Raw genomic sequence first — 23539 nt, forward strand, 5'->3', positions numbered from 1 at the left:
CAATCAATCGGCGCCCCACCGCCTGTTGCGTAAGGCGCTGTTGGACGCTCTCACGATCCAACCAACGGAACTGTGACAGTTGTCGCATAATTGATCGGATATTGGTCGAAGTACGGGAACTCGATCACAAAAGCATATCTGGCCGTGAGATGCGCCATGCGGAAGCCGCCGCTGGGAGGGTCGATTGCTATCGTCACATCGACATCTTTCAATCCCAAACCCAGCAATTTGTCTGTGGCTATGGCCTCTATTTCGGCCTCGGTCAGCGAGTTCTTCAACTGCAGCGCACGTGAGGACGTTTCCAGCGTATAGCGAACGCTGGACATGGCATTCAAAGCCCAGCCGAATGCGAAGATACCGAACAAAAGCATTATCAGAAAAGGTGCGATCAGCGCGAATTCCAGCCCAGTCCCGCCTGATGCGTCACGTTTGAACGCTCTCGCGATCCGTTTAGCGGACACGGATCACCTCTTGATGGCCGATCTCGCGAGAAAGAGAAAACGTGCCAAACATGAAGGGCGGGGACCAGGTCGCCGTCGCTGTTATTTCGACGAAGACCGAGGGAGCTTTCGTCCCCCCGTTGCACAGGCTCGATGCATCGACCACGGTGCTTCCGCACATGTATTTCCGGCCCAGTGTAACCTGTGCGCCTTCGGGATGGTTTTCCCAACTCGAAAGGGCGACGGCTTGGGTGGCCGCGTCGTCGGTTGCTCCCCCCATCACAAGATTTGCCGCCGTCTTGACGCTTGCGCGCATCGACAGCGAGCTTGATACGAAAGACCAGCCGTTAATGATGCCAAGAAGTACCAGGCAAAGGATCGGCACAATCAGGGCAAACTCCACCGCAGCAACACCCGAATCGTTTCGGAAAATCCGACCGGACCGCTGTTCCATGACGGTTACTCGACAAGCTGAACGGATTGCGCGGCTGGAATCTCTCGCATCCCAAGGCTGGTGCAATCCTGCTTGATGCTTGTAGCGCCGGACCACTCTATCGTATCGCCGACGACCTGTGTGCAACCACCTTGGCCCGAGAAATTGCCGAGATATTTAACCTCCTGAGTTGGAAAATACAGAGCACCGGTCAGAAGCGAATCCGCCGTGCCATTAAACGAGTTTGATCCCGCCAGGTTTGCTCTGTCGCCGTAAAACAGCACACCCGAATAGGTGCCTGACGTCGGTGCGCTAAGCTTGACGGTGGCCGTGCCGTTCATGCTGACGCCGGAGCTGCCGGCCAGATAGATGATGACTCCGTCGCCGGAAATAATTGCGTTCGCGCTTGCTTTGAAATCGCCCCCCTCAACGACATATACCCCAGGCGAGAGCGTTACACTGCCGCTCAAGCTGAGCCCCTTGCAGTATGTTCCAGGTTTCAAGGTCGACAGATTGTCGTTTTGACAGGGGTTCGTGGCTGGCGGCGCCGGCAAGTCGGCAAAAGGATCCGCAGCGGGCAGCGCCTGGGTAAGCGGGTTCGCGCAAACGGTTTTTACAGCGTTGCTCAATGAAACACCGCCTGCCGATATCAGGCAATCGGCCTCCAGATATGCCGACCCTTGAAGCTTGAGGCCGTCCGCGGCGATTGAATCCGACATGACGGAGCAGCCGGTCAGCTTGAGGTTCGAACTGCCGGAAAAGAGCGCCGCTCTCGAAGCGGAAGGGTTGAGCGCCAGAACGCAGGCTTTTGACGCGTCCGTGATAAGAGCCACGGCCCTTGCCTGTGCGCCGACCGCGCTTTGACTGAATATCGATGTGAAAAATCGATCGAGCGTCTGATGGACGATGACCTCGACCGCCTTTTTTGCGACATTCGGTCCGGACGATGGAGGCGTGAAGACCTCGATTGTGCCTGTCGATGGTCCCCAGCCGTTCGTGATCGCTGACAGTGTCGCGGCCGAGACAATCGTTGGCTTGTCGGATCCAGAAACTTTTTCCAAGGCACCAGCATAGGCTGCCGCATCCGCCACCGCCTGTAGCTTCAGGCTGCTATAATACCAATAGGAAGTTTCGACACCCAGGCCCGCACCGCCGACAATAATCGGCAAAGACAGGGCAAAAATAGTAGCAACGTTGCCGCTCTCGCTGATTCGTCGCGGAGAGCTGAAAAAACGCCTGAAGGTACCGCCACCCCATCCCATTTGCCTATTCAAGCAGCGATGCATAAAGGAATGACTAAGAATTTCACTCGATTTGTTAGCTGCGCTCCTCGCCATCCGCCGGCGCTGAACCAGCTTCTTCCAGTCCCCAGGGTGATGCGCAAGAAATTGCCGACGGCGGCCGGTTTCGTTGGCAAAAGGTTACCATTCCCTGCTATTCCCCCTTCAAATCAAAAGCAGTGGACTTGCGCATGACCAATGTCGCCCTGACCGGGCTTGCCAGCGATCTCGCCAAGCGCGCCGCGGAAGGCCGTCCGGTGCGCATCGGCGTCATTGGCTCCGGCGAGATGGGCACCGACCTGGTGACGCAAGCCATGCTGATGCCGGGCATTTCGGTGTGCGCCGTCTCGACCCGCCGCCCGCACACGGCGCGTGATGCCGTCCGCATCGCCTATGGCGACGAGGCGATGGCACGGGAGGCCGATACGCCGTCGAAGGTCAGCGAAGCGATCGAGAGCGGAAAAATCGCCATCACCTCGAACGAGATGCTGGTCACCAATCCGCTCATCGACGTGGTCATCGACGCCACCGGCAAGCCCGGCGTCGCCGCCGATTTCGACCTCATGGCGATGGAGCACGGCAAGCATCTGGTGATGATGAATGTCGAGGCCGACGTCACCATCGGCTGCTATCTGAAGCAGCAGGCCGACCGGCTCGGCGTCGTCTATTCGGTCGGCGCCGGCGACGAGCCGTCGAGCTGCATGGAACTGATCGAGTTCGCCGCCGCACTCGGCTACACCATCGTCTCGGCCGGCAAGGGCAAGAACAATCCGCTCAACCACGACGCGGTTCCCGACGAGTATCGCGAGGAAGCGCTGCGCCGCAACATGAACCCACGCATGCTGGTCGAGTTCGTCGACGGCTCGAAGACCATGGTCGAGATGTGCGCTATCGCCAACGCCACCGGGCTGGTGCCCGACATTGCCGGCATGCACGGCCCCAAGGCCGATCGCGATGAATTGGCCAAGGTGCTCATCCCGCGCGCCGATGGCGGCATCCTGTCGAGGAAGGGCGTCGTCGACTACACCATCGGCAAGGGCGTGGCGCCCGGCGTCTTCGTCATCGTCGAGGCGACGCATCCGCGCATCATCGAGCGCATGGACGACCTGCATATCGGCCACGGCCCCTATTACAGCTTCTTCCGGCCGTATCATCTGACCTCGCTGGAAGTGCCGTTGACCGCCGCGCGCATCGCGCTCTATGGCAAGCCGGACATGGTGCCGCTGCCGAGGCCGGTCGCCGAGGTCTGCGCCGTGGCCAAGCGCGATCTCGCCGCCGGCGAGATTTTCGATGCCATCGGCGAGACCTGCTACCGCTCCTGGACCATGACCGTCGAAGAGGCTCGCGCCAACCGCGCCGTGCCGGTCGGCCTGCTCGAAGGTGGCAAGGTGCTGAGACCGGTCAGGAAGGGCGAGTTGCTGACCTCAGACAATGCCGCGCCCGATCCGGCGACCAGGCTGTTCGCCTTGCGCCGGCTGCAGGACGAGATGCTGTACGGAGCGGGGTAGTGCGGTGCAGAAATTCGATGCCAGCGGACAGAGGGAGGCGCGAAGGATCGCTACGGCAACTGATCGTCGACCTTCGCCGCCGACCGGCCTTCAACGCCCAAGCAGCTACTTCCCCAACTCGATCGACCGCAGCCGCGCTGCTTCCACCGCTTCGGTGAGCAGATGGATCAGCCGGTCCTCGCCCATCAGCACGGCAAGTGCGGCGGCCGTGGTGCCGTTGGGGCTGGTCACCTGCTGACGCAGCACGCCCGGCTCCTCGCCGCTTTCTGCGGCGAGCGAGGCGGCGCCATAGACTGTCTGCATGGCCAGCAGCTTGGCGGTTTTGGTCGGCAAACCGGCCTTCTCGGCAGCCACCGTCAGCGCTTCGATGAAATGGAAGATATAGGCGGGGCCAGACCCTGACACCGCCGTCACCGCGTCCATCAGGCCTTCGTCGTCGATATCAGTCACTTCGCCGCTCGCCGAAAGCAGATCGGCAACGAAACGCTTCGTGTCGTTGGAAACCAGTCGGTTGGAAAACACCACCATCATGCCCTTGCCAATGGCCGCCGGCGTATTGGGCATGCAGCGTACGACCGGCGCGCGATTACCCAGAATGGCCTCGAACGTGGCGACCGGCGTTCCGGCGGCGATGCTGAGGAAGGTCGTGCGGCCATCATTGAAGCGCTTGTACGCGGCGGTCACGTCGCGGATCACTTGCGGCTTCACCGCAATGACGACGAGGGCCGGCACCGCGTCCGCTGGAATACCGCCGGCGTCCGCGGCAGCACTGCAGCCCAGCGCTTCGGCGCGCTTGCGCAGATCGGCATTAGGCTCGACCACGAAGACCGCCGCCGGGGGGAGCTTGCACGATTTCAGCCAGCCCGAGAGCATGGCGTAGCCCATATTGCCACAACCGGCGAGAACAAGCTCGATCGTCATTGAAGCCTCCGCAGAAAGATGGTTTCCCATAGACGTTCGTGGCGGGGCGGGGAAGTCCTGTTGGGACTGTGGATCAGGGCGGACCACGGACCGCCATCGGCCGCAGCGACACTTGCCTGAGGCCGAACATGCCGAACACGAAGAACAGCCAGACCGGGTCGGCGCGATGGAAAAAGAAGCTTTCGAGGAAGGCGTTCAGCGCGGCGAACAGCACCACCATCATGAAGAAGTCGCCGAGATAGATGTTTTCCTTGCGCAAGGGGATGCGCATGTAATCCCGCAGTGGCGCGATCAGGAATGTGTAGACCGCCACGCAGAGCGCCGGGATGCCCATCAGCACGGCGATGTCGAGATAACCGTTATGGCCGTGCACGATGGTTCTGATGTCCCAGGCCCGGTCGAACGGCTGGTCCTGGTTCAACAGCAGCGGCGTGCCCCAGAAGCTCTCGAACCCGTAGCCGGTCCACGGCCGCTTCGCCAGCATCTCGCCGGCGAACTCCCACAGCGTCGTGCGCCCGGTGTAGGTCAGGTCGGGGAAATAGAGTGCCGCCAGATGCTTCACCGGCGGCAGGAAGACGATGCCCAGCGTGCCGATTGCCGCGGCGATGATGGCCAGCGCGAACAGGATCGGCGTCCCGAGCCGCATGCCGATCAGGCTCGGCAGCACGACGATCAGGATCGAAAACGGCACCAGTCCGGCCGTCGTCTTGGAACCGGTGTGCAGCATGAAGATCATCGCCGCGCAAAAGATTGACGCGCCCCAGAGCCGCTGTCCGCGCCGGTAGAGGTACAGCCCGGCGAAGCTGAAGCAGGCCATGACAGGCCCGGCGATGTTCTTGTGAGTGAAAACGCCGCGCCACAGGCCGGCATGTTCCGGCTCCAGAGAATCGGTGGTGTGCAGCGCCTCGTGCGGAAAGACGATGAGCCCGATATAGGACAGGCCGATGACGACGACGATGGTGAAGATGATGACTTTCGAGAAAGCCTCGGCGTCGCGGGGAAGCGCCAGGATCGTCGCCATCGTCAAGATACCGATCAGCGTGAAGGAAGCGGCGCGCATGGCCGAAGGCGGGTCGGTTGCCATCACTACCGACAGCACGAAGAAGCCCAGCATCAGCAGCCAGGACGGGCTGAGCAGCGAGCGCACCACGCCCGGGTCGGCGAAAGCCAGCAGCGAGAAGATCGAGATCGCGCCGAGCGAGCCGAAGCCGAGCTGGTTGACGATGTCGCCGCCGTCGCCGGTCATTTCGGCGCCGGCCGGCTGGAAGGGACGGAACGACACCAGGATGACGGTAAACAGCAGCGCCGCGATCGCGGTCGCGACGCCGTCGCGTGTGAACGCCGCGCTGAGCGGCGCGCGTTCAGTTCTTCTCAGGCTGCCGGTATTGCTCATTGGCGTATCCGAATTCGGCAAGGATGCGGCCGACAGCTACATGGATTGGGTATAAGGCCGTCGCCAATGATCCCCTCCGCGCCAGCCTGGCCGCGCTGCGAAACGGCGAGGCGGCAAGCAGCGCCAGGCTCTTGAGGAAAACCCTGGTGCCGGCGAACGGCGTGCCGGCCCGTTTCTTCTTCTCGACCAGCGTCGAGATGACGCCGTTGCGCAGGCTGCGGGCGCGGATCCAGTCGGGTTCGACGCGCCGGGCCGGGACGGCTTCGTGCACTTGCGCCTCGGCGCACCAGCCAAGCACAAAGCCTTTTTGTGCTGCACGGCTCAGGAAATCGGAATCGCCGCCGCCCATGAAGTTGAATTTCAGGTCGAGGAAGGGCGGCCCCATGGCGGTGAGCACGTAACGCCCAACCAGCAGATTGCCGGAGGAATAGAGCGCGGGTACACGCCCGGTTTCCCGGTAGGGTGGCGCAAAGACCGGATGCTCGGCCCATCTGGCATGGGCCGCGTCGGCAAACGCCGGCCTTTGCGGGCCGCCGACGATGTCAGCACCGAGCGTCTCGGTCGCCTTGCACATGCGCTCGAGCCATTGCGGATCGGCGATCTCGTCATCGTCGATGACCAGCAAGTGCCTGAAATTTGGAAAATGCAGGATCGCCGTCTGCCAGCCGGCATTGTAGGCGCTGCAGTTGCCGCGCTCATGTGCAATGATGACCATGCCTGATATCTCGCCGCGCTCGAACAGCGGCAGCGCCGCTTTGGCGCCGGCGCGCGCCTCGGCCTCGTTCTCGATGACGATGATTGCGAAGCGTCTGCCGGTTTCCTGGACCTTGAGCGATTCCAGCGTCGCCAGCAGCTGATCGGGCCGTTTGAAGGTCGGCAGCGTGACGACCGCCTCGACGGCCGTCGTGACAAGTCTCGGAGAGCGCCCCGCGATCGATACCGAATCGTCCGATGGCGAAGGGATCATCCGTGTCCAGCCCAGAAGGTGACTTCGACTCTCGATAGCACTCCGACGATAACGTTTCGTAACTAAGCCGCCACGCGAACGTCAACTTCCACTATGCGTCCTAGCGCGGCAAAGGCTGATTCTATCTGCTCGAGCCTCGATTTGTGATCGAGTCGAAATAGGCGATCAACCGACTCGCGTTTCCAGTTTAGGCGTCTCGCCAACTCGGCACGCGTAATTCCTGCCTCACGTAGTGACCAATAAAGATTGAGCTTAAGCCAAGTCAGAGCGGGCAGGTCTGTGACTACGCCTGGCTTTCCATCCGGGTGCGGGATGTCCTCACCATCATCGATCATGCTTGCCAGGACAGTCTCTATCGCATCGACTGCATGTCGACGGACAAGGTATTCCTCTTCGGCAAATGTCACCACGATTGGCAACTGCGGACATGTAATGAGCAGAGTGCCATTATCGTCCGGTTCCACGTTGATGCGATATCCAGCCATCCCTTCAATCCCAACTACCAAGTTCCTTGCCGGCACCATGCATTTGCAATTCCGACTTGCGGTCACCTCGTCGTATGATCAAATGACCAGAGCCGCCCTTCTTCGTTTCGAAGGTGCAACCCTGTGCGGCAAGCCATTTCTTCAGTTCTTGCTGTTCATACATATAGGATGTTCCACACAAATGTTGAAGTCAACATAAATGTTGAGCTTGGCTCAGGATAACGCCACTCGTAACGCAACCCTTGCGCCTCAAGGCCTTTCAACGCCAGCTACCCTAACAGCGCGCCTTCCGACGTTTCCGGCACGAAGCACGAACGTCTCGATACGCTTGGACCCAGACTGGTAGCCAATTTAAACAAACTCAAAAGCTTAGGATTAGCGTTTCGTTAATCACCTTTCGTGGACGTGCAGGCAAACTTATGGCCTTCAACCCTCGATTGTTGCCGCTTAATCAACGCTTCACCCCGCTTTGCTAGCTGGGTCAGCACTGGATAGGTGAGATGCATCTGCTGTTCGCCACATCGATCGTGCCCGACGGTGCTCTTGCCTCGGGCTATGAGATCGCCAATGCCGCGATCATCGCCGCGTTGCGGCGCGCCGGCGCGCGCGTCACCGTGATCGGCTTCACCTGGCCGGGCAAGCCTGCGAGCGATCCGCAAAACACCATCGTGCTCGGTGCCGTCGATGTGCGCACCGAAAGCGCATCATCGCTGCAAAAGCTTGGCTGGGTTGCAAAGGCGACGCTCTCCGGCGTCACTTTCGCGTCGGTCAAGCTGCGCGTGGTCACCGACGGCGAGGTCTGCGCCGCCGTCGACCGCGCCGGCCCTTTCGATGGCTATGTCTTGAATTCCGTGCAGTTTGCCGGCGCCTTCGAAAGGCTTTTCGGCGACCGGCCGTCGATCTTCGTCGCCCACAATGTCGAGCACCGTTCGGCGCAGGAGAACGCCGCTGTCGCGGGCGGCCGTTTCCAGCGCCTGTTGTTTCGCCGTGAGGCCATGCTGCTCAAGATCATTGAAGAGCGGCTTTGCCGCCGGGCACGCTTCGTCTTCACGCTGGCCGAAGAAGATCGCTCAGCACTCGGCGTCGCCTCCGACGACCGTTCGGCGGTACTGTCGCTGGTGACTTGCGCCGAAGCGCCCGTGCAAAACGAACCGCGCCGTATCGATTGCGACGCGGCGCTGATCGGTACCTGGACCTGGCAGCCGAACCGCATCGGCCTCGACTGGTTCCTGGAAAAGGTGGTGCCGCATCTAAGGCCGGACTTCCGGGTCAGGATTGCCGGCGGCGTGCCATCCGGCGTCATTTCCGCGCATCCCGGCGTCGAGTTCGTCGGCCGCGTGCCGGACGCGCAGGCTTTCGTGCGGGGCGCCGCCGTCATCCCGCTGATCAGCACCTCCGGCAGCGGCGTGCAACTCAAGACCATCGAAACCTTCGAACTTGGCCTGCCTTCCGTCGCCACCAGCCATTCGCTGCGCGGCATCGACCATCGCCCGGTCAATTGCGTCGTGACCGATGATCCGGTGGCCTTCGCCGGCGCCCTGGAAGCAGCAGTGGCCGACGTCAGGGACGTCGACGGCAGCGCTTTCCACCGCAGGCAGGTGAAGGCGCTCGATGCCGCAATCAGGCGCGGCCTGGATAAGCTCGAACCCGCCGGCCAGGAGGTGTTTGCATGAATATGCACACCGCCCGCGCCGCTTTCGGGGTCGACAGTTTGAAATCGATCCTGGGCATCTCGGTCCTTGCCATCCGCTGGGACGATGCGGTCGCCCTGCTGACCCGTTTGATTGCTGAGCGGCGCTTCACCAAGATCACCTTTCTCAACGCTCACAACGCCAATGTCGCCTATACGGACCCGGTCGTTGCCGAGGCGCTCGAGGATTTTCTCATCCTGCCGGACGGTGTCGGCGTCGATCTGGCGGCGAAACTGCTTTATGGGGCCTCGTTTCCGGACAATCTCAACGGCACCGATTTCATCCCTGCCTTTCTGCAGGCATCCGCCAGGCCGCTGACCGTGGGGCTGCTCGGTGCGACCCAGGTCAACGCCGAGGCGGCGTCGAAGAAGCTGGCAGCGCTCGCGTTGCAGCACCGATTCGTGGTCATCTATGACGGTTATTTCTCTCCCGCCGAGGAGCCGGCAATCGTCGATCGCATCGCCAGGTTGCGGCCGGACGTGCTGCTTGTCGCCATGGGTGTGCCACGCCAGGAATTGTGGATCGCGCGCCACATCAACGCGCGCCACTGCACACTACCGATCGCCGTCGGCGCGCTGCTCGATTTCCTGAGCGGCACGGTGCCGCGGGCGCCGCTGTGGATGCGACGGCTCAGGCTCGAATGGCTGTTTCGGCTGTGGATCGAACCGGGTCGCCTCTGGCGCCGCTATATGGTCGGCAATCCCCTGTTCCTGTGGCGCGTCGTCGGCCAGAAATTCCTTCGCAGGCCCGCCTCTCCCAGAGCAGGCCCCGGAGCAAGCCGTTGAACAGCCGGTTTATGCCGAGTCCCGATGCCGATGTCCTTCGCCAGATGCCGACCGCGGCGGTCGTGACGGCAAGCTATGCGCCGGATTTGGAGCGTTGCCGCCTGCTGTGCGAAACCCTCGACCGTTACGTTTCCGGCGTAGCGTACCATTATATTCTTGTCGAGCATCGCGACGTGGCGCTGTTTCGTCAGCTGGAGAACAGCCGCCGCACCATCGTCGACGAGCGGGACCTGTTGCCGCGCTGGCTGCATGCCTTCGACGATCCGCTCAGCCTGTTCCGCCGACGCATCTGGCTCAGCCTCAAGACCATGCCGCTGCGCGGCTGGCATGTGCAGCAGCTTCGCCGCATCGCGATAGCAGCGCACGCCGGCGAAGACGTGCTGATCTTCTGCGATTCCGACGTGGCCTTTCTCAAGCCTTTCGACTGCAGCGCTTTGTGGCGCGACGGCAAGGTGCGGCTGTTCCGACGCGACGGCGTGCTGTCCGGTGACGGCCATGAGGAGCATCGCATCTGGTCGCGCAATGCCGGCTCGGCGCTCGGCATCGAGCCATCAGAGGTTTCCAGCCACGATTACATTTCGACGCTGATTGCATGGCGCCGCGAAACCGTGACGGCCATGTGTGCCCGGATCGAGAAGATCCATGGCCGCAACTGGATCGAAATCGTCGGTGCTGTGCGCAAATTCTCCGAATGCATGATCTACGGCCGTTATGTCGACGACGTGCTCGACGGCGCCGGCCATTTCCACAGCCCGGAGGAGTTCTGCCGCGTCCACTGGACGGGCGAAGCGCTGTCGGATGACGGGTTCCGCCGCTTCGTCGCCGCCATGGCGCCGGAACAGGTGGCCATCGGCATGCAGTCCTTCATCGGCACGGATATCGGCCGCATCCGCCGCCTGGTCGGGCTCGATTAGTCCAGGTCAAAACCCGATCACCCTGAAGGACCGGGTTGACCCGTTGGCGACCTTCGCCCCCCGTGCCGCATATGACCGCTTGGCGCAGCATGTCGGCCGTAGAGTGCGACTTGCCACTGCCCACAGCAGACATCGGCGGGGAACACGCTGCAGGCCGCGGTTGCGCCAATTGGTGACGTCTTGCGGGGTTCTCACCGAATGTCAGGCCTGCGACACACGAACTCGCGTGTTATCGCGATGCCTTTGTGATATGTTTCCTGCCCCACCGAAGCGAGGCCAAATGGCTGCGGAGGGAGCCCAATGAATATCGCAGTTTGGCTCAGAGGTTTAGGCCTGGAGCAGTACATTTCGGCTTTCGACGAAAACGCGATTGATGCCGAAATACTGCCGCGCCTCACCGCCGAGGACTTGAAAGAAATCGGGGTTGCCGCGCTTGCCCACCGCAAGCGCATCCTGGAGGCAATTGCCGCGATGCAAGAAGAGCCGGCGTTAGAGCCGGCGAAACCAGCTTCAGCCTCACAAATCCGGACGTCGGCTTCGGTTGACCGGTCCGGCGAACCTGGACGGCCGCGCGAGGCGGAACGGCGTCAATTGACGGTCATGTTCGTGGACCTCGTCGGTTCTACCGCGCTTGCGACGCGGCTTGACCCTGAGGAGATGCGCGACCTCTTGAGGAAGTTTCAGAATACTGTCGCTGGCGAAGTCCTCCGCTTCGAGGGACAAGTCGCCAAGCTTATGGGCGACGGAGTATTGGCCTATTTCGGTTGGCCGCAGGCGCACGAGGACGAGGCCGAGCGCGCTGTTCGCGCGGCGCTTGCGGTGGCCGCTGCCGTAGCCGAGTTGTCTTTGGGTGACAGCCAGCAACTTTCGGTCCGGGTCGGCATTGCAACTGGCGTCGTAGTCGTGGGTGACCTGATTGGTGTAGGTGCCGCACAAGAGAATGCAGTCGTGGGCGAGACCCCCAATCTTGCAGCTCGGCTCCAAACTTTGGCCGAGCCGGGAACGGTAGTCATCTCGGAGCTTACCTATAGACTTATCGGAAAGCTGTTCGAGGTGACCAGAATCCGGCCGCAGCGGTTGCCAGGCTTCGACGCGCCCATAAGCGCATTCAAGGTGATTGGAGAGGGACGCGCCGAGAGTCGATTCGAAGCACTTCACGCAGCCGAATCTGCGCCCCTTACAGGGCGGGAACATGACATCGCCCTGCTCCTCGATCGGTGGCGGCTTGCCGCTTCCGGGGAAGGCCAAGTTGTCGAGCTATTCGGCGAGGCCGGCATAGGCAAGTCCCGCATTCTGCAAGAGCTGCTGGAGCGCCTAAAAGACGAGTCGCACACGCGACTGCGGTATTACTGCTCGCCTTATCACCTCGAAACCGCCCTCTATCCTGTGACGGATCAGTTGCTCCGGGCCGGGAACATCAGGCGAACGGACCCGCCCGAGCGTCAGCTTGACTTTCTTGAGCAACTGCTCGCCGGTTCGACAAAGAAGCCCAATGAAGCGATACCACTAATCGCGGCATTGCTGTCGATCCCGAGCGAGGGACGCTATCCCAAGCTCGACCTGATGGCGCAAAAACAGAAGTCTCGCACATTCGAGGTGCTGATCGAGCAGCTGGAGGCACTGGCCCGCAGCAAGCCGGTCCTGATGCAGCTTGAGGACGCGCATTATCTTGATCCGATGTCCGCCGAGCTCTTCGACCAAATCGCGGGCCGGATTCAACACTTGCCTATAATGCTGATTGCAACTTCGCGACCGGAAGGCGCAGTGCGTTGGGCTGGTCTTCCGCACGCGACTTTTTTGACCCTGAATCGGCTCAGCCGTTCCCAAGCGGCCTCTATCATTGCAGCGATGACGGGGGGCAAGCAGTTGCCAGCAACAGTGCTGGATCAGGTTCTGTCGAAGACCGAGGGCGTGCCGCTTTTCGTGGAAGAGTTGACGAAGGTCGTGCTTGAATCGGGCCTGCTTGAAGAGCGTGACGGCGAACTCGTGCTGGCGGGCCCGCTGCCTCCGTTTGCTGTCCCGGCCACTCTGCACGACTCGCTGATGGCCCGGCTCGATCGGTTGGCTTCGGTCCGGGAGGTCGCGCAGATCGGGGCAGTGATCGGTCGCGAGTTCAAGCACGAGTTGCTTGCCGCAGCCGCTGGACTTCCTGATTTTGAACTTGAGCGGGCAACGAACGAGCTAGTAGCGGCCGGCCTTGTTTTCCGCCGGGGCAGTAACAGCCAAGTAACTTACGTCTTCAAGCATGCGCTCGTGCAGGATGCGGCCTACAGCAGCCTCCTGCATAGCCGCCGCCAGCAGCTTCATGCCCGGATCGCGTCCATTCTCGAGGAACGCTTCCCCGAAATCGTAACCACAGAGCCCGAACTGCTTGCCCACCACTTTGGTCAGGCGGGCCTTGTGGAAAAGGCCGTCGAGTACAATGAGCTCGCTGGTCGTCGGGCGCTTTCTCGCTCTGTCCTGACTGAGGCGCTCGCCAGATTCGACAACGCCCTAACCGGGCTTTCGGCGATGCCACCGTCCGAAGAGCGTTCGCGGCGCGAACTTGCAATCCAGTTGGCGCTCGGCAGTACCCACGTTGCTGCGCACGGCTTCGCCGCACCTTCGACAGCGACCGCTTATGGTCGCGCGCGCGAACTCTGTGAAGAGCTGAGCGATACACGTCAGCTCTTTCCGGTTCTTTACGGTCTATGTCTTTACCACCTTTATGCTGCCGAGTTGGCGGAGGCCCGCAGCGCAGCGGACCGCCTGCTTGAATTAGCGAAAGCGAGCAACGACTCTGGGCTGTCGTTCTTTGCTCATCGGGCTGCTGGGGTCAGCTCGTTGCCCGCCGGCGAATTCGCCCGCGCCCGGACACATCTCGAGCAGGCGTTGGCTCTCTACGATCCCCAGGAGCACAGATCGCCGGCGTTTGTTTACGCCTTCGACCCACGGGTCGTGTGCCTGGACTATCTCGCCCGCACATTGCTGCCGCTTGGGTTTCCTGATCAGGCTCTGGCGGCCAACAACGAGGCGGTTGCTGAAGCGCACCGTGTGGGTCATCGCAACAGCCTTGCTCTGCCATTATTCTTCGGCGGCGTCATCCGCCAGATCCTTGGCGATCGCGAAAGTGTCGGGGAATGCTGTGCAGAGTTGACCCGCATTGCCAGCGAAGCTGGATTCCGCTTTTGGCTTGCCGGCGCCACAATCTTGAGCGCTTGGACACTCGCTGAGGCGGGCGATGCCGATCGGGGTCGCCTGGAACTCCAACGAGGCCTTGTTGAGTGGCGTGCGACCGGCGCGGAATTCATGGTTCCTTATTTCATCGCTCTTCAGGCGCAGATCGAGGTCAGAGCCGGCGACCACGATGTTGCACTCCGTTTGCTTGAAGAAGCACACGCCAGGATCGAACGCACCAATGAACGATGGTTTGCAGCCGAGGTGCTACGCCTCCAGGGCGAGGTGCTCCTGCAGTCGGGGAAAGACGGAGTTGCACTCGCCGAAAATCGCCTTTCTGACGCGCTGGCGATTGCCCAGGCCCAGGGCGCGCGATTCTGGGAACTGCGTGCTGCACTGAGTCTCGCGCGGGCCGACGGTCCCATTTCTGGTGCTCGCGAGCGGCTCGCACTCATCATTTCCGGGTTTACCGAGGGACAAACGTTGCCTGACCTGCGAGCCGCACGAGCACTCGCAACACCGGCTGAAGGCCTTCGGACGGCCAATTGATAGAAATGACGACAGACAAAGGAGGACGCCATGGCACAACCGACCGAGAATATCCGCGACGTGCTTCAGAAGGCGAATGATGGCTGGAATTCGGCCTTCAATAGCGGGAATGCTGACGCAGTCGCTGCTCTTTACACACCCGACGCGGTTGTATTGCCGTCCACCCATGCCTTCGTAAGGGGGACGAGCGCTATCAAGGACTTCTGGAAGGAATTGATCTCGGCTGGTGTGGGGAACCATGGCATCGAACTCGTGGATGCAGTGGCCGCCGGTGACATTGCCTACGCGACCGGGAAATGGTCGGCCGAAGGCGGCGAAACGCAGCGCTACGAAGGATCCATCGTCACAATCTTCCGACGCGAAACTGATGGATCGTGGAGAGTATGCCTCCACACTTGGAACTGATCCGGTGCTTCCTGGGGTTTACGAATGGACGATCGACCGACGGCGGCAAGGACCCGTGGCATATTCACCTGCCGGACCACCAAGCCGTTCTCGTTCGCCGGCCTCTGAGCGCATAGCAAGAAACTCGGCACCAACTGCACGATCATCACGGCGTCGGCAGTCGAACCGGTAAACCAGATCCACTTGCACAGGAGCGCGCGATTCGCATCAACGCCCCGTCTTTCTGCAACTTCGCGTCGTGCGCGTGGGCTGCGTCTCGAACGGCCACTGCGGTTCGGTCGTATCCCTCACGGGCTCCATATCCAATCGTCACGAATTTCTGCACAGTCGTTCCCTTCAGGTTCTTGGTGAACTGCAGAGCCTTGGTCGCAAGGCATGCATCTTGGCCGCATGAAGTGCAACTTAGATTCGGCACTCTCCGGGGCGGCCTTCACTTGGCCCCTGAGAGAGCACTTGCCACCCGTGTTTGCAGCTTGCGACGACGCGTTTGAAACAGAGTTACCAATTTGGGTTTCAGCAGCGTCCGTGGTGCGAATGGACGTTTTTCCCTTCCTCGATCTGAAACCGGACCGACTGGATTCGGTCCCAGCTCGGTCATTCAGTAGCGAAAGTTTCTATGAGGGCTCCTGGCTTTCGTTCCGATCGACAGTAGGTGCGACAACACTCCATCCCGGCCATTGACGGCAGCCCGCTAGTTCAGTTTGACCTCAAACCGGCCTCGCCGGTTTGCGCATCGCCGAATAGGTGAGCAGCGCCGAGGCGAGATAGAGCAGCAGGAAGACGGGGTTGAGCGACAGCACCAGATCGGGCGTGTCCACGATTGTGGTCAGCACATAGGTCAGCAGCACCGCCTTCAGCCCGGCAAGCAGGGCCAGGTTGATCGCCCGCACCAGCGTCTGGCCGCGCGCGAACAGAAGCTCGGCCTGGTATTCGACGAGATTGCGCAGGCCCGGCACGCAGATCGCCAGCGCCACCAACGGGGCAGCCTCCGCGACATTCCTGCCGAGCGCGTTGGGGAAGAAATGCAGCACGATGCCGAGTGCCGCCAGCCCCAGCGTCGAAACCAGGAACACGCCGCCTTCGATGCCGCTTTTGACCGAAAGGCGCGACAGAAGTTCCGGCGCGCGCATCATGCGCTGCACCAGCATCATCGAGAAGGTGCGGATCGGGATCGCGGTCAGGTCGACCAGCCGCATGATGATGGCATAGATGCCGGCGAGGTGTGGCCCGCCGATCGCCAGCACCAGCAGCTTGTCGAATTCCATCTGCAGGTAGAACAGCACCTCGGCGCCGGCCACGTAGATGGAATCGGCGAGCCGCCGCAGATAGAGCTCCAGCCGCAGCCGCAGCCGCTGACGCGGATAGAAAAATCCGAAGGCGATGAGCAGCGAGGCGGCGTTGGCGCCGATATAATACCAGGACCAGACCCCAATGGTCGGCTGCGCCGCGAACATGAACAGCACGGCGCCGAGCGCCCGCAGGGCCGTCGCCAGGATCGTCAGCAGCGCGGCGCGGCCGAATTTGCCGAGACCGTTGTTGACGATCAGCGCCACTTCGACCGGCCGCCACAGCAGCGCCTCGGCGAACACGATCGCCGCAAAGACGGACAGCGGCACGGTGCTCGCAAAGAAGACCAGGTAGACGCCGTAAGAGGCGGCAGCCAGCAGCGGCAGCGATATTACGCCAAGCAGCAGGAAGCCGGCCGTGAAGGTGCCGATCAGATTGGAACGGATGGTGGCAGTTCGATAAAGCGCCGAGATGAAGCCGAAGGCCAGGATGCGCGACAGCATCACGCCGGCCGCCGAAGCGGTGGCGAAAATGCCGAACTCGGCGATGGACAGCGCGTTGGCCAGCGCAATGAAATAGGCGAGCGAAAACACCAGCCGCCCGCCCGCGCCGCTGATCGCCCAAAGATAGTCGCGAACCAGCCCCCATCGCTCGACCACGAAAGCGCCGATCCGGGCGAGGGGCCGCCGTTGTGGGAGGTTGCCAGCCTGAGTCATGTGTCGGAGACAGCATAGGCTGGAAAGTTTAACGTGCCGTTCTGAACGCTTTGCTGCTTTCAAGAAGGACACAACCGAAGAGGGAAACCTCGTCTTCAAGGCAGGGAAATTAACCTTTTGTTTCCTATGCTTGTTTAGCGTGGCTTAACGAATGGCTGACCGCGCGTCCAAGCCGCCAAGGGCAAGCTCCACGACAATGGTCGACAGGCAAAACCGTGAAGATTGGAGGCGCGAGCGGTCCTTGCTGGCGCTCGGCCAGGCGATGCGTGGCGAAGAAGCTGAACCATCGCTGGTTTCGATCGAGGATCGGGCAGACCCGTCATGGCGCGAAGATGCCGCAACGCGCCATCGTCTCGCGCGCTTACGCCGCGAGAGGCGAGCGCATCCGGAACTCTCGGCAACCCCGGAGCCCTCGGCGATTCCGGAACGGACGGTAACTCCGGAATTCTCCGAAAACGATGAAACAAACCAGTTTCAAGCCGATCATGCATCCGCTTCGGCCGCCAGGATCCCGCCTGAGGCCGACGTCGCTGTGGAAGCGGACGAGGACGCCAAGCCGCGGGAGGAGCCGGTTGCTGCCGGCGCCTCCGGAGACCGCCGTGCCGATGCCGATCCTCGACATGCCGCGTTCGATCCTCGATCCGCCGCTTTCGATCCCCGATATGCCGCGCTCGATCCCCGATACGGGGCGTCCGAGCCTCAATACGCCGCATTCGAGCCGAGATACGCCGGCGACGAGCAGCGGTCTTCCCGTGAGGACGACGACGGATGGAAGCCGTTGATCGATCCGATGCAGGTCGTCCGCGGCGTTGCCCGGTCGAAGCTGCTGATCGTTGCCATGACCGTACTGGGGGCCACGCTCGGTGTCGCGATCGCGCTGTCCACGCCGAAGAAATACGAAGCCACCGCAGAGCTGATCGTCGACCCGCGCGACCTTAAGCTCACCGACCGCGACCTCACCCAATCGGTGGTTGCGTCCGATGCCACGCTGGCCATCGTCGAAAACCAGGTTCGCGTGCTCACCTCCGGCACCGTTCTCAACAAGGTCGTGGACAAGCTCAATCTGGTCAACGATCCGGAGTTCAACGGGCAAGGTTCCGATGGCCTGGGCGTGATGACGCTCATCCGGTCGATCCTATCGCGCAGTGACGGGCCGGGTGCCGATGAGAGCCGCCGCCGTGCGCTGGCCGTCGCCAATCTGGCGGAGAGCCTTTCGGTCGAGCGCGGCGGCAAGACCTTCGTCATCTCCGTCCGCGCCACCACGCAAAATGGCGAGAAGTCGGCGCTCATCGCCAATACGATGACGGACGTTTTCCTGCAGACTTTCGGTCAGATCCAGTCCGACACCGCTGGCCGCGCGACCGACGAACTGACGGGCAGGCTTGACGAGCTGCGCAAGGGCGTGGAAGTGGCCGAGCGCAAGGTCGAGGATTTCAGGGCCACGCACGACCTCGTCGACGCGCAAGGCCATCTGATCAGCGACGACGAGATGCTCAAGCTTAACCAGCAGCTTGCCATTGCCCGCGCGCGCACGCTGGAACTCAACGCCCGCGCGGCGTCGGCGCGCTCGATCGACGTGAATTCGGTTCTGAGCGGCACCTTGCCGGAGGAGATCAACTCCAACACGATGAGCGAATTGCGCTCGCAATATGCGACGCTCAAGCAGGAGGCCGACCGCGCCGCGATCCGGTTCGGGCCGCGCCATCCCGAACTCCAGGCGCTCAATGCCCAGCTGGCCGGCTCGCGCGAGCGTATCGCCGGGGAACTGCGCCGCATCGCCTCGTCGCTGCAGGTCGACCTCAGGCGCGCCGTGCAGCTCGAACAGGATCTGGCCTCCCGACTGGCGCAGTTGAAGGTCCGCAGCGGCGACGTCAACAGCGACCTCGTCACCCTGCGCGAACTGGAGCGCGAGGCCGCCGCCAAACGCTCCGTCTATGAACAATACCTTCTGCGCGCCAAGGAGACCGGCGAGCAGAAGGCCATCAACACCGCCAACATCAACGTGATCTCCAAGGCCTTCGCCCCGCTCGAGCCGAACGGACCATCGCGCGCTGTGACTGTGCTTGCCGGCCTGCTGGCGGGTCTCGCCTCTGGTGTCGGTCTGGGCGCCATGCGCGGCGCCTATGCGAGCCTGCGCGAAACCGCCAATTCGCGGCCGCGTCGCCGGGAACGCCGTTTTGGAGACCAGACATACCAGGCGTCGCCGCCGCACGTTCCGCCAGTCGAGGCCACCAGGCGTTCAGGTCCGATCGGTGCGCTGCTGTCGGCGGTGAGAAAGATCGTGCCGCGCAAGGCGCGCAGGGAAGACACTGCCAGTGCGCGGTCCAGTGGCTCACCAGCCAGTGGCGCATCGGCAGTCGCCGGAGGCGCCAAGCGGGATCCGGAAACTACCGGCTACAGGCAGCCGCAAGTCCAGCCAGGCGCCTATGCTCCGCAGCAGGCGATGTACCCGGCCGCGCCTACACAGGCGTACCCCTATCCGCAACCGCCGATGGGCTATCCCTGGCAGATGCAGCCGCCGGCGGCCGGCTATCCGCCGGCCATGACGCCCCATGCCCGACAAGTGCCTTATCCGCAGCAGCAGGATCCCCGAGCCTCGTCGGACGAGGCAAATCAGGCTTCGAAAGCCGCTCAACAGCAAGCCTCCATCGAGGAAATCCGAGCCAGCTTGCGCGAATTCCGCGACGCGGTTCGCGAATTCACCGAAAGCCGATCGCGGCGCTATTTCTGAGCGCCGAATAGAATAAAAGCCATCGGTTTCGAGTTAGCGGCATAAGACGGCGCTTTGACGGGATTGCCAGGTCGGATTTTCGTGAAAATGCCGCCCGAAGCAGAACGATGTTGAGGGTGGTTCATGGCCGAGTTGATTGACGGAAAGAACGTCGCCGAAGACGTGGTGCGGCGCGTCAAGGCCTTGACGATCGAACTGGTGGAAAAGGGCGCGCGGAAGCCCGGTCTCGCCGTGGTCATCGTCGGCGAGGATCCGGCGAGCCAGGTTTATGTCGCCTCTAAATCCCGCACCGCCAAGGAATGCGGCTTTCATTCGGTCCAGCACACACTGCCGGCCGAGACCTCCGAACAGGAACTGCTTGATATCATCGGCGACCTCAACGCCGATCCGGCCGTCAACGGCATCCTGGTGCAGCTTCCGCTGCCTGGCCATGTCGATGCGGGCAAGATCATCCAGGCAATAGCGCCGCAAAAGGATGTCGACGGCTTCCACTTCATCAATGTCGGCAAGCTCGGCACCGGCGAACTGGAGACGGCGTTCGTGCCTTGTACACCGGCCGGCTCGATGCTGCTGATCGAGCGTGTGCGCGGCAAAGATCTTTCCGGGCTCAATGCGGTCGTCGTCGGCCGCTCCAACATTGTCGGCAAACCGATGGCCAATCTTCTGCTTGCCGCCAACTGCACTGTCACCATCGCACACAGCCGCACCAAGGACCTGGCTGCACTGGCGCGCACCGCCGACATTCTCGTTGCCGCTGTCGGCAGACCCGAAATGGTCAGGGGTGGCTGGGTCAAATCAGGAGCCACCGTCATCGACGTCGGCATCAACCGCATCGCGGCGCCCGAAAAGGGCGAAGGCAAGACCCGCCTCGTCGGTGACGTCGCCTATGCGGAAGCGGCGAAGACGGCCGGCGCCATTACGCCGGTGCCTGGCGGCGTCGGACCGATGACCATTGCCATGCTGATGGCCAACACGCTAGCTTCCGCCTATCTCGCGGCCGGATTGAAACGGCCGTCTTTCTGAACCTGGAAAGCCTCAGCTTTGCCGAACCTCACTGTTCCCTCAGAGCGGCCGGTCACGAACGATCCCGTTCAAGGCGGCCGGCAGTTCGGGTTCCTGCTGGTCGACAAGTTTTCCATGTTCTCGCTGGCCGCCGCAATCGACACGTTCCGGTCGGCGAACCGGCTGCTCGGCCACGACTTCTATGGCTGGACGACGGTGTCGGCCGATGGCGATGCCGTCATGGCCTCCAACGGCCTGCCGCTCAAGATCGACTACGCTGTCGCCGATCTGCCGCCGGTCGATATACTTTTCGTCTCGGTCGGGCTGACGACCGAGTTTCCCGGCAAGAGCAAGGTGCTGGCGGCGCTGCGCAGCTGGGGCCGGCGCGGCAACGCGCTCGGCGCACTGTCGGTCGGCTCCTATCTGCTCGCCGAGGCAGGCCAGCTCGAAGGCTATCGCTGCACCATCCACTGGGAAAACCGCGCCGGCTTCGTCGAGCGGTTTCCCGACATCAACTGCACCGGCAACGTCTTTGAGATCGACCGCAAGCGCTACACCTGCGCCGGCGGCACAACCTCCATCGACCTGATGCTCGAGATCGTGCGCGGCGATTTCGGCTCGAGCCTCGCCAACGGCGTCGCCAACCAGTTCCAGCACGAGCGCATCCGCTCCGCCGGAGACCGCCAGCGCGTCGGCCCTGAGCGCGACCTGACCGGCAAATCGGAAAAGCTGCGGCGCATCGTCGAGCTGATGGCCGACCATCTCGACGAGCCGCTGTCGGCGGTGCAGCTCGCCAAGTCGGCCGGCCTGTCGGTGCGTCAGGTCGAGCGCCTGTTCCTACGTCACCTCACGGTGACGCCCGGCCGCTATTATATGCGGCTCAGGCTCGAGCGGGCGCGCGAATTGCTGCGCCAGACCAACATGCCGATCCTCGATGTGGCGATCGCCACCGGCTTCACCTCACACTCCTATTTTGCCCAGAGCTATCGGCTGCAGTTCGGCCGGCCGCCTTCCGAAGAGCGTCGCACGACGTACTGAGTAGTTTTTGGCGCCAGTCAGCGACGCCGACCCTCATATGCCCCGGCGTCCGGGCTTGTATCCTGACGCCGCGTCAAATAGCTTCGCCCCCGGACTGGCAGAGACTGACTGGCAGAGACTGACTGGCGGCCACTGACGGGGGGAAATTTTCATGACGGGACTTGCACGGAGCATCGCTGCGGCGGTTTTACTGTTGTGGATGACGACGCTCGGCCTTGCCGCCGACCGTGTCGTCGTCGTTCTCGACGCTTCCGGTTCGATGTGGGCGCAGATCGACGGCAAGCCCAAGCTCGAGATCGCCCGCGAATCGCTGCGAACAGTGCTGCTATCGGTCCCCGCCGACAAGGAGATCGGCTTCATGGCCTATGGCCATCGCGAGAAGGGCAGTTGCGAGGACATCGAGTTGATCGTACCGCCGCAGGCCGGCTCGGCAGCTGCTGTTTCCGCTGCAGCCGACAGCCTGAAATTCCTCGGCAAGACGCCGCTGACATCAGCCGTCAAGCAGGCGGCCGAGGCGCTGAAATACACCGAGGACAAGGCTACCGTCATCCTGATCACCGACGGGCTCGAGACCTGCAAGGGTGACCCTTGCGCGCTCGGCAAGGAACTGAAGGCTGCCGGCGTCGACTTCACCGTAAACGTCGTCGGCTTCGGCCTGACCGCGGACGAGGGCAAGCAGGTTGCTTGCCTCGCCGACAACACCGGCGGCAAATACATTCAGGCGTCCGATGAGAAGGCGCTGCAGGACGCGCTGGTCGAAACCATCGCCGCACCTGCACCGGCGCCCGAACCAGCGCCTGCGCCGCAGCGGGCGCCCGACCCGGAAAAGCCGGAGTTCAACTTCATGCCGGCCGTGGTGCTCGCCGAGGGGAGCGAACCCGTCACCGACGGCAATTCCTGGGAGATCTACAAGGCAAAGTCCGATGGCACCCGCGGCGACTACGTCACGACCGAATACGGCGCCTACAAGGGCAATCTGGAGCCGGGCGACTACACAGTCGTCGCACGCTATGGCGAGGCCAGGACCGAACAGAACATTACGGTCGAGGCCGGCCAGGTCTACAAGCCCCTTGTCACGCTGAATGCCGGCACGCTCATCATTCATCCGCGGCCAAGTGAGGGGGCGGACGTCGCCGATGGCGCGGCTGTCGTGATCGCCTATCCGGGCGTCGATACGCCCGCGACCTATTATGGCGACACGAAAGTCGTGTTGCCGGCCGGCGACCAGAAAGTGACGGTCAGGATCGGGCAGGGCGAGGTCACCGAAACCATCCCGCTCACTGCCGGCAGGATCGTCAACAAGGATATCATCGTCGGCGTCGGCCATGTCGTTGCCAACGCCTACTACATTGCTGGCGGCGACAAGGCCGACGGTTCGGGCATCGGCTTCAAGGTGTTCAAGGCAAAAAAGAAGATCGACGGGACGAGGCAAGAGGTGGCTCATGCCTATGGTCCCGACAGCAAGTTCGATCTGCCGCCCGATGACTATGTGCTGACGGCAACGGTCGACCTTGCCGTCGTCGAGCAGCCGTTCAGCGTCAAGGCCGGTGAGAATCGGGATCTGAAGATCGCCATCAATGCCGGCGTGCTGGCGATCACCGCGCCAGGAGCTTCGAAGATCGAGATTTTCGATTTGAAGAAGGACATCAACGGCAACCGCAAATCGCTCGGCTACGCCTATGACGAGAAATATCAGGCGGCGCTGCCGGCCGGCGACTACGCGGTCGTCTCGCAGATGTTGGACAACAGCTCGAAGGAAAGCACGGTGACGGTCACAGCCGGCGAGCGAGCCGAGTTGACGGTGCAGTAGGACGCAGTTCGTCGCCGGCAAACGGGCG

19 protein-coding genes are annotated in these 23539 nt (G+C 62.2%); 10 read left to right on the forward strand and 9 right to left on the reverse strand.

All coding sequences use genetic code 11. From position 1 onward, the window contains the following. Window positions 1–50 precede the first annotated feature (50 nt). Genes AC0L25_RS22555 through AC0L25_RS22565 form a run of 3 tightly spaced genes read right to left on the reverse strand, consistent with a single transcriptional unit; the run spans window position 51 to window position 2135 of the window. A complete protein-coding gene (locus AC0L25_RS22555) occupies window positions 51–461 on the reverse strand; it encodes a TadE/TadG family type IV pilus assembly protein (protein WP_473597533.1) in 411 nt (136 codons plus the stop codon). Next, the gene (locus AC0L25_RS22560) at window positions 451–894 is read right to left on the reverse strand and encodes a TadE/TadG family type IV pilus assembly protein (protein ID WP_473597534.1); all 444 of its coding nucleotides are present in this window, start codon (window positions 892–894) and stop codon (window positions 451–453) included. The genes AC0L25_RS22555 and AC0L25_RS22560 overlap by 11 nt, the downstream gene beginning before the upstream one ends. Window positions 895–899: 5 nt before the next feature. Then, window positions 900–2135 carry a pilus assembly protein TadG-related protein gene (locus tag AC0L25_RS22565; protein WP_473597535.1) on the reverse strand — a complete coding sequence of 412 codons (1236 nt, stop codon included), beginning with the start codon at window positions 2133–2135 and terminating at the stop codon, window positions 900–902. A 209-nt stretch (window positions 2136–2344) separates the two neighbouring features. Between AC0L25_RS22565 and AC0L25_RS22570 the strand changes: the two genes are divergently transcribed. Beyond that, window positions 2345–3661, forward strand: a complete 1317-nt coding sequence (locus AC0L25_RS22570) for an NAD(P)H-dependent oxidoreductase (RefSeq protein ID WP_473597536.1) — start codon at window positions 2345–2347, stop codon at window positions 3659–3661. Between the two features lie 105 nt (window positions 3662–3766). Here AC0L25_RS22570 and proC read toward each other — a convergent pair whose 3' ends face one another. The 5 genes from proC to AC0L25_RS22595 form a co-directional block, all read right to left on the reverse strand. After that, window positions 3767–4582: a pyrroline-5-carboxylate reductase gene (gene proC / locus AC0L25_RS22575; protein ID WP_473597537.1), complete on the reverse strand. Its 816-nt coding sequence runs from the start codon at window positions 4580–4582 to the stop codon at window positions 3767–3769. A gap of 73 nt (window positions 4583–4655) precedes the next feature. After that, window positions 4656–5975, reverse strand: coding sequence for an O-antigen ligase family protein (locus tag AC0L25_RS22580; protein WP_473597538.1), 1320 nt, complete (start codon window positions 5973–5975; stop codon window positions 4656–4658). Then, window positions 5944–6942 (reverse strand): glycosyltransferase family 2 protein, encoded by a 999-nt coding sequence (locus tag AC0L25_RS22585; protein WP_473597539.1) that lies wholly within the window; start codon window positions 6940–6942, stop codon window positions 5944–5946. Before AC0L25_RS22585 ends, AC0L25_RS22580 begins: the two co-directional genes overlap by 32 nt. Window positions 6943–7004: 62 nt before the next feature. Further along, window positions 7005–7427, reverse strand: coding sequence for a type II toxin-antitoxin system HicB family antitoxin (locus AC0L25_RS22590; RefSeq protein ID WP_473597540.1), 423 nt, complete (start codon window positions 7425–7427; stop codon window positions 7005–7007). Between the two features lie 4 nt (window positions 7428–7431). Further along, window positions 7432–7590, reverse strand: coding sequence for a type II toxin-antitoxin system HicA family toxin (locus AC0L25_RS22595; RefSeq protein ID WP_473597541.1), 159 nt, complete (start codon window positions 7588–7590; stop codon window positions 7432–7434). A 337-nt stretch (window positions 7591–7927) separates the two neighbouring features. Here AC0L25_RS22595 and AC0L25_RS22600 point away from each other — a divergent pair, with 337 nt between their 5' ends. The 5 genes from AC0L25_RS22600 to AC0L25_RS22620 all read left to right on the forward strand — a co-directional run bounded on the left by AC0L25_RS22600 (window position 7928) and on the right by AC0L25_RS22620 (window position 14927). After that, window positions 7928–9100 (forward strand): glycosyltransferase family 4 protein, encoded by a 1173-nt coding sequence (locus tag AC0L25_RS22600; RefSeq protein WP_473597542.1) that lies wholly within the window; start codon window positions 7928–7930, stop codon window positions 9098–9100. Next, window positions 9097–9903 (forward strand): WecB/TagA/CpsF family glycosyltransferase, encoded by an 807-nt coding sequence (locus AC0L25_RS22605; RefSeq protein WP_473597543.1) that lies wholly within the window; start codon window positions 9097–9099, stop codon window positions 9901–9903. Before AC0L25_RS22600 ends, AC0L25_RS22605 begins: the two co-directional genes overlap by 4 nt. Beyond that, window positions 9900–10817 (forward strand): DUF6492 family protein, encoded by a 918-nt coding sequence (locus AC0L25_RS22610; RefSeq protein ID WP_473597544.1) that lies wholly within the window; start codon window positions 9900–9902, stop codon window positions 10815–10817. Before AC0L25_RS22605 ends, AC0L25_RS22610 begins: the two co-directional genes overlap by 4 nt. Before the next feature lie 300 nt (window positions 10818–11117). Further along, entirely contained in the window at window positions 11118–14522 is a 3405-nt protein-coding gene (locus tag AC0L25_RS22615; protein ID WP_473597545.1) for an adenylate/guanylate cyclase domain-containing protein, read from the forward strand. Between the two features lie 30 nt (window positions 14523–14552). Continuing rightward, window positions 14553–14927, forward strand: coding sequence for a YybH family protein (locus AC0L25_RS22620; RefSeq protein WP_473597546.1), 375 nt, complete (start codon window positions 14553–14555; stop codon window positions 14925–14927). A 707-nt stretch (window positions 14928–15634) separates the two neighbouring features. On the opposite strand, the gene AC0L25_RS22625 is transcribed toward AC0L25_RS22620, so the two are convergent. Continuing rightward, window positions 15635–16930, reverse strand: a complete 1296-nt coding sequence (locus AC0L25_RS22625; protein ID WP_473597547.1) for a lipopolysaccharide biosynthesis protein — start codon at window positions 16928–16930, stop codon at window positions 15635–15637. A 196-nt stretch (window positions 16931–17126) separates the two neighbouring features. On the opposite strand from AC0L25_RS22625, the gene AC0L25_RS22630 reads away from it, so the two are divergent. The 4 genes from AC0L25_RS22630 (at window position 17127) to AC0L25_RS22645 (ending at window position 23511) form a co-directional block, all read left to right on the forward strand. Continuing rightward, complete coding sequence (locus tag AC0L25_RS22630) at window positions 17127–19661, forward strand: GNVR domain-containing protein (protein WP_473597560.1); 2535 nt, start codon at window positions 17127–17129, stop codon at window positions 19659–19661. A gap of 123 nt (window positions 19662–19784) precedes the next feature. Further along, the gene (gene folD / locus AC0L25_RS22635; RefSeq protein WP_473597548.1) at window positions 19785–20684 is read left to right on the forward strand and encodes a bifunctional methylenetetrahydrofolate dehydrogenase/methenyltetrahydrofolate cyclohydrolase FolD; all 900 of its coding nucleotides are present in this window, start codon (window positions 19785–19787) and stop codon (window positions 20682–20684) included. An 18-nt stretch (window positions 20685–20702) separates the two neighbouring features. Then, window positions 20703–21701: a GlxA family transcriptional regulator gene (locus AC0L25_RS22640; protein WP_473597549.1), complete on the forward strand. Its 999-nt coding sequence runs from the start codon at window positions 20703–20705 to the stop codon at window positions 21699–21701. A gap of 151 nt (window positions 21702–21852) precedes the next feature. After that, a complete protein-coding gene (locus tag AC0L25_RS22645; RefSeq protein ID WP_473597550.1) occupies window positions 21853–23511 on the forward strand; it encodes a vWA domain-containing protein in 1659 nt (552 codons plus the stop codon). Window positions 23512–23539: the final 28 nt, after the last annotated feature.

Source organism: Mesorhizobium sp. WSM4813, assembly GCF_055811555.1.

Excerpts from the sequence above, each read along its gene's own strand:
- AC0L25_RS22625 (WP_473597547.1), bottom strand. The coding sequence starts at position 16,930 with ATGACTCAGGCTGGCAACCTCCCACAACGGCGGCCCCTCGCCCGGATC.
- AC0L25_RS22580 (WP_473597538.1), bottom strand. The coding sequence starts at position 5,975 with ATGAGCAATACCGGCAGCCTGAGAAGAACTGAACGCGCGCCGCTCAGC.
- AC0L25_RS22590 (WP_473597540.1), bottom strand. The coding sequence starts at position 7,427 with ATGGCTGGATATCGCATCAACGTGGAACCGGACGATAATGGCACTCTG.
- AC0L25_RS22565 (WP_473597535.1), bottom strand. The coding sequence starts at position 2,135 with ATGGGATGGGGTGGCGGTACCTTCAGGCGTTTTTTCAGCTCTCCGCGA.
- AC0L25_RS22600 (WP_473597542.1), top strand. The coding sequence starts at position 7,928 with ATGCATCTGCTGTTCGCCACATCGATCGTGCCCGACGGTGCTCTTGCC.
- AC0L25_RS22620 (WP_473597546.1), top strand. The coding sequence starts at position 14,553 with ATGGCACAACCGACCGAGAATATCCGCGACGTGCTTCAGAAGGCGAAT.
- AC0L25_RS22645 (WP_473597550.1), top strand. The coding sequence starts at position 21,853 with ATGACGGGACTTGCACGGAGCATCGCTGCGGCGGTTTTACTGTTGTGG.
- AC0L25_RS22570 (WP_473597536.1), top strand. The coding sequence starts at position 2,345 with ATGACCAATGTCGCCCTGACCGGGCTTGCCAGCGATCTCGCCAAGCGC.
- AC0L25_RS22560 (WP_473597534.1), bottom strand. The coding sequence starts at position 894 with ATGGAACAGCGGTCCGGTCGGATTTTCCGAAACGATTCGGGTGTTGCT.
- proC (WP_473597537.1), bottom strand. The coding sequence starts at position 4,582 with ATGACGATCGAGCTTGTTCTCGCCGGTTGTGGCAATATGGGCTACGCC.
- AC0L25_RS22630 (WP_473597560.1), top strand. The coding sequence starts at position 17,127 with ATGGTCGACAGGCAAAACCGTGAAGATTGGAGGCGCGAGCGGTCCTTG.
- folD (WP_473597548.1), top strand. The coding sequence starts at position 19,785 with ATGGCCGAGTTGATTGACGGAAAGAACGTCGCCGAAGACGTGGTGCGG.
- AC0L25_RS22615 (WP_473597545.1), top strand. The coding sequence starts at position 11,118 with ATGAATATCGCAGTTTGGCTCAGAGGTTTAGGCCTGGAGCAGTACATT.
- AC0L25_RS22585 (WP_473597539.1), bottom strand. The coding sequence starts at position 6,942 with ATGATCCCTTCGCCATCGGACGATTCGGTATCGATCGCGGGGCGCTCT.
- AC0L25_RS22595 (WP_473597541.1), bottom strand. The coding sequence starts at position 7,590 with ATGTATGAACAGCAAGAACTGAAGAAATGGCTTGCCGCACAGGGTTGC.
- AC0L25_RS22605 (WP_473597543.1), top strand. The coding sequence starts at position 9,097 with ATGAATATGCACACCGCCCGCGCCGCTTTCGGGGTCGACAGTTTGAAA.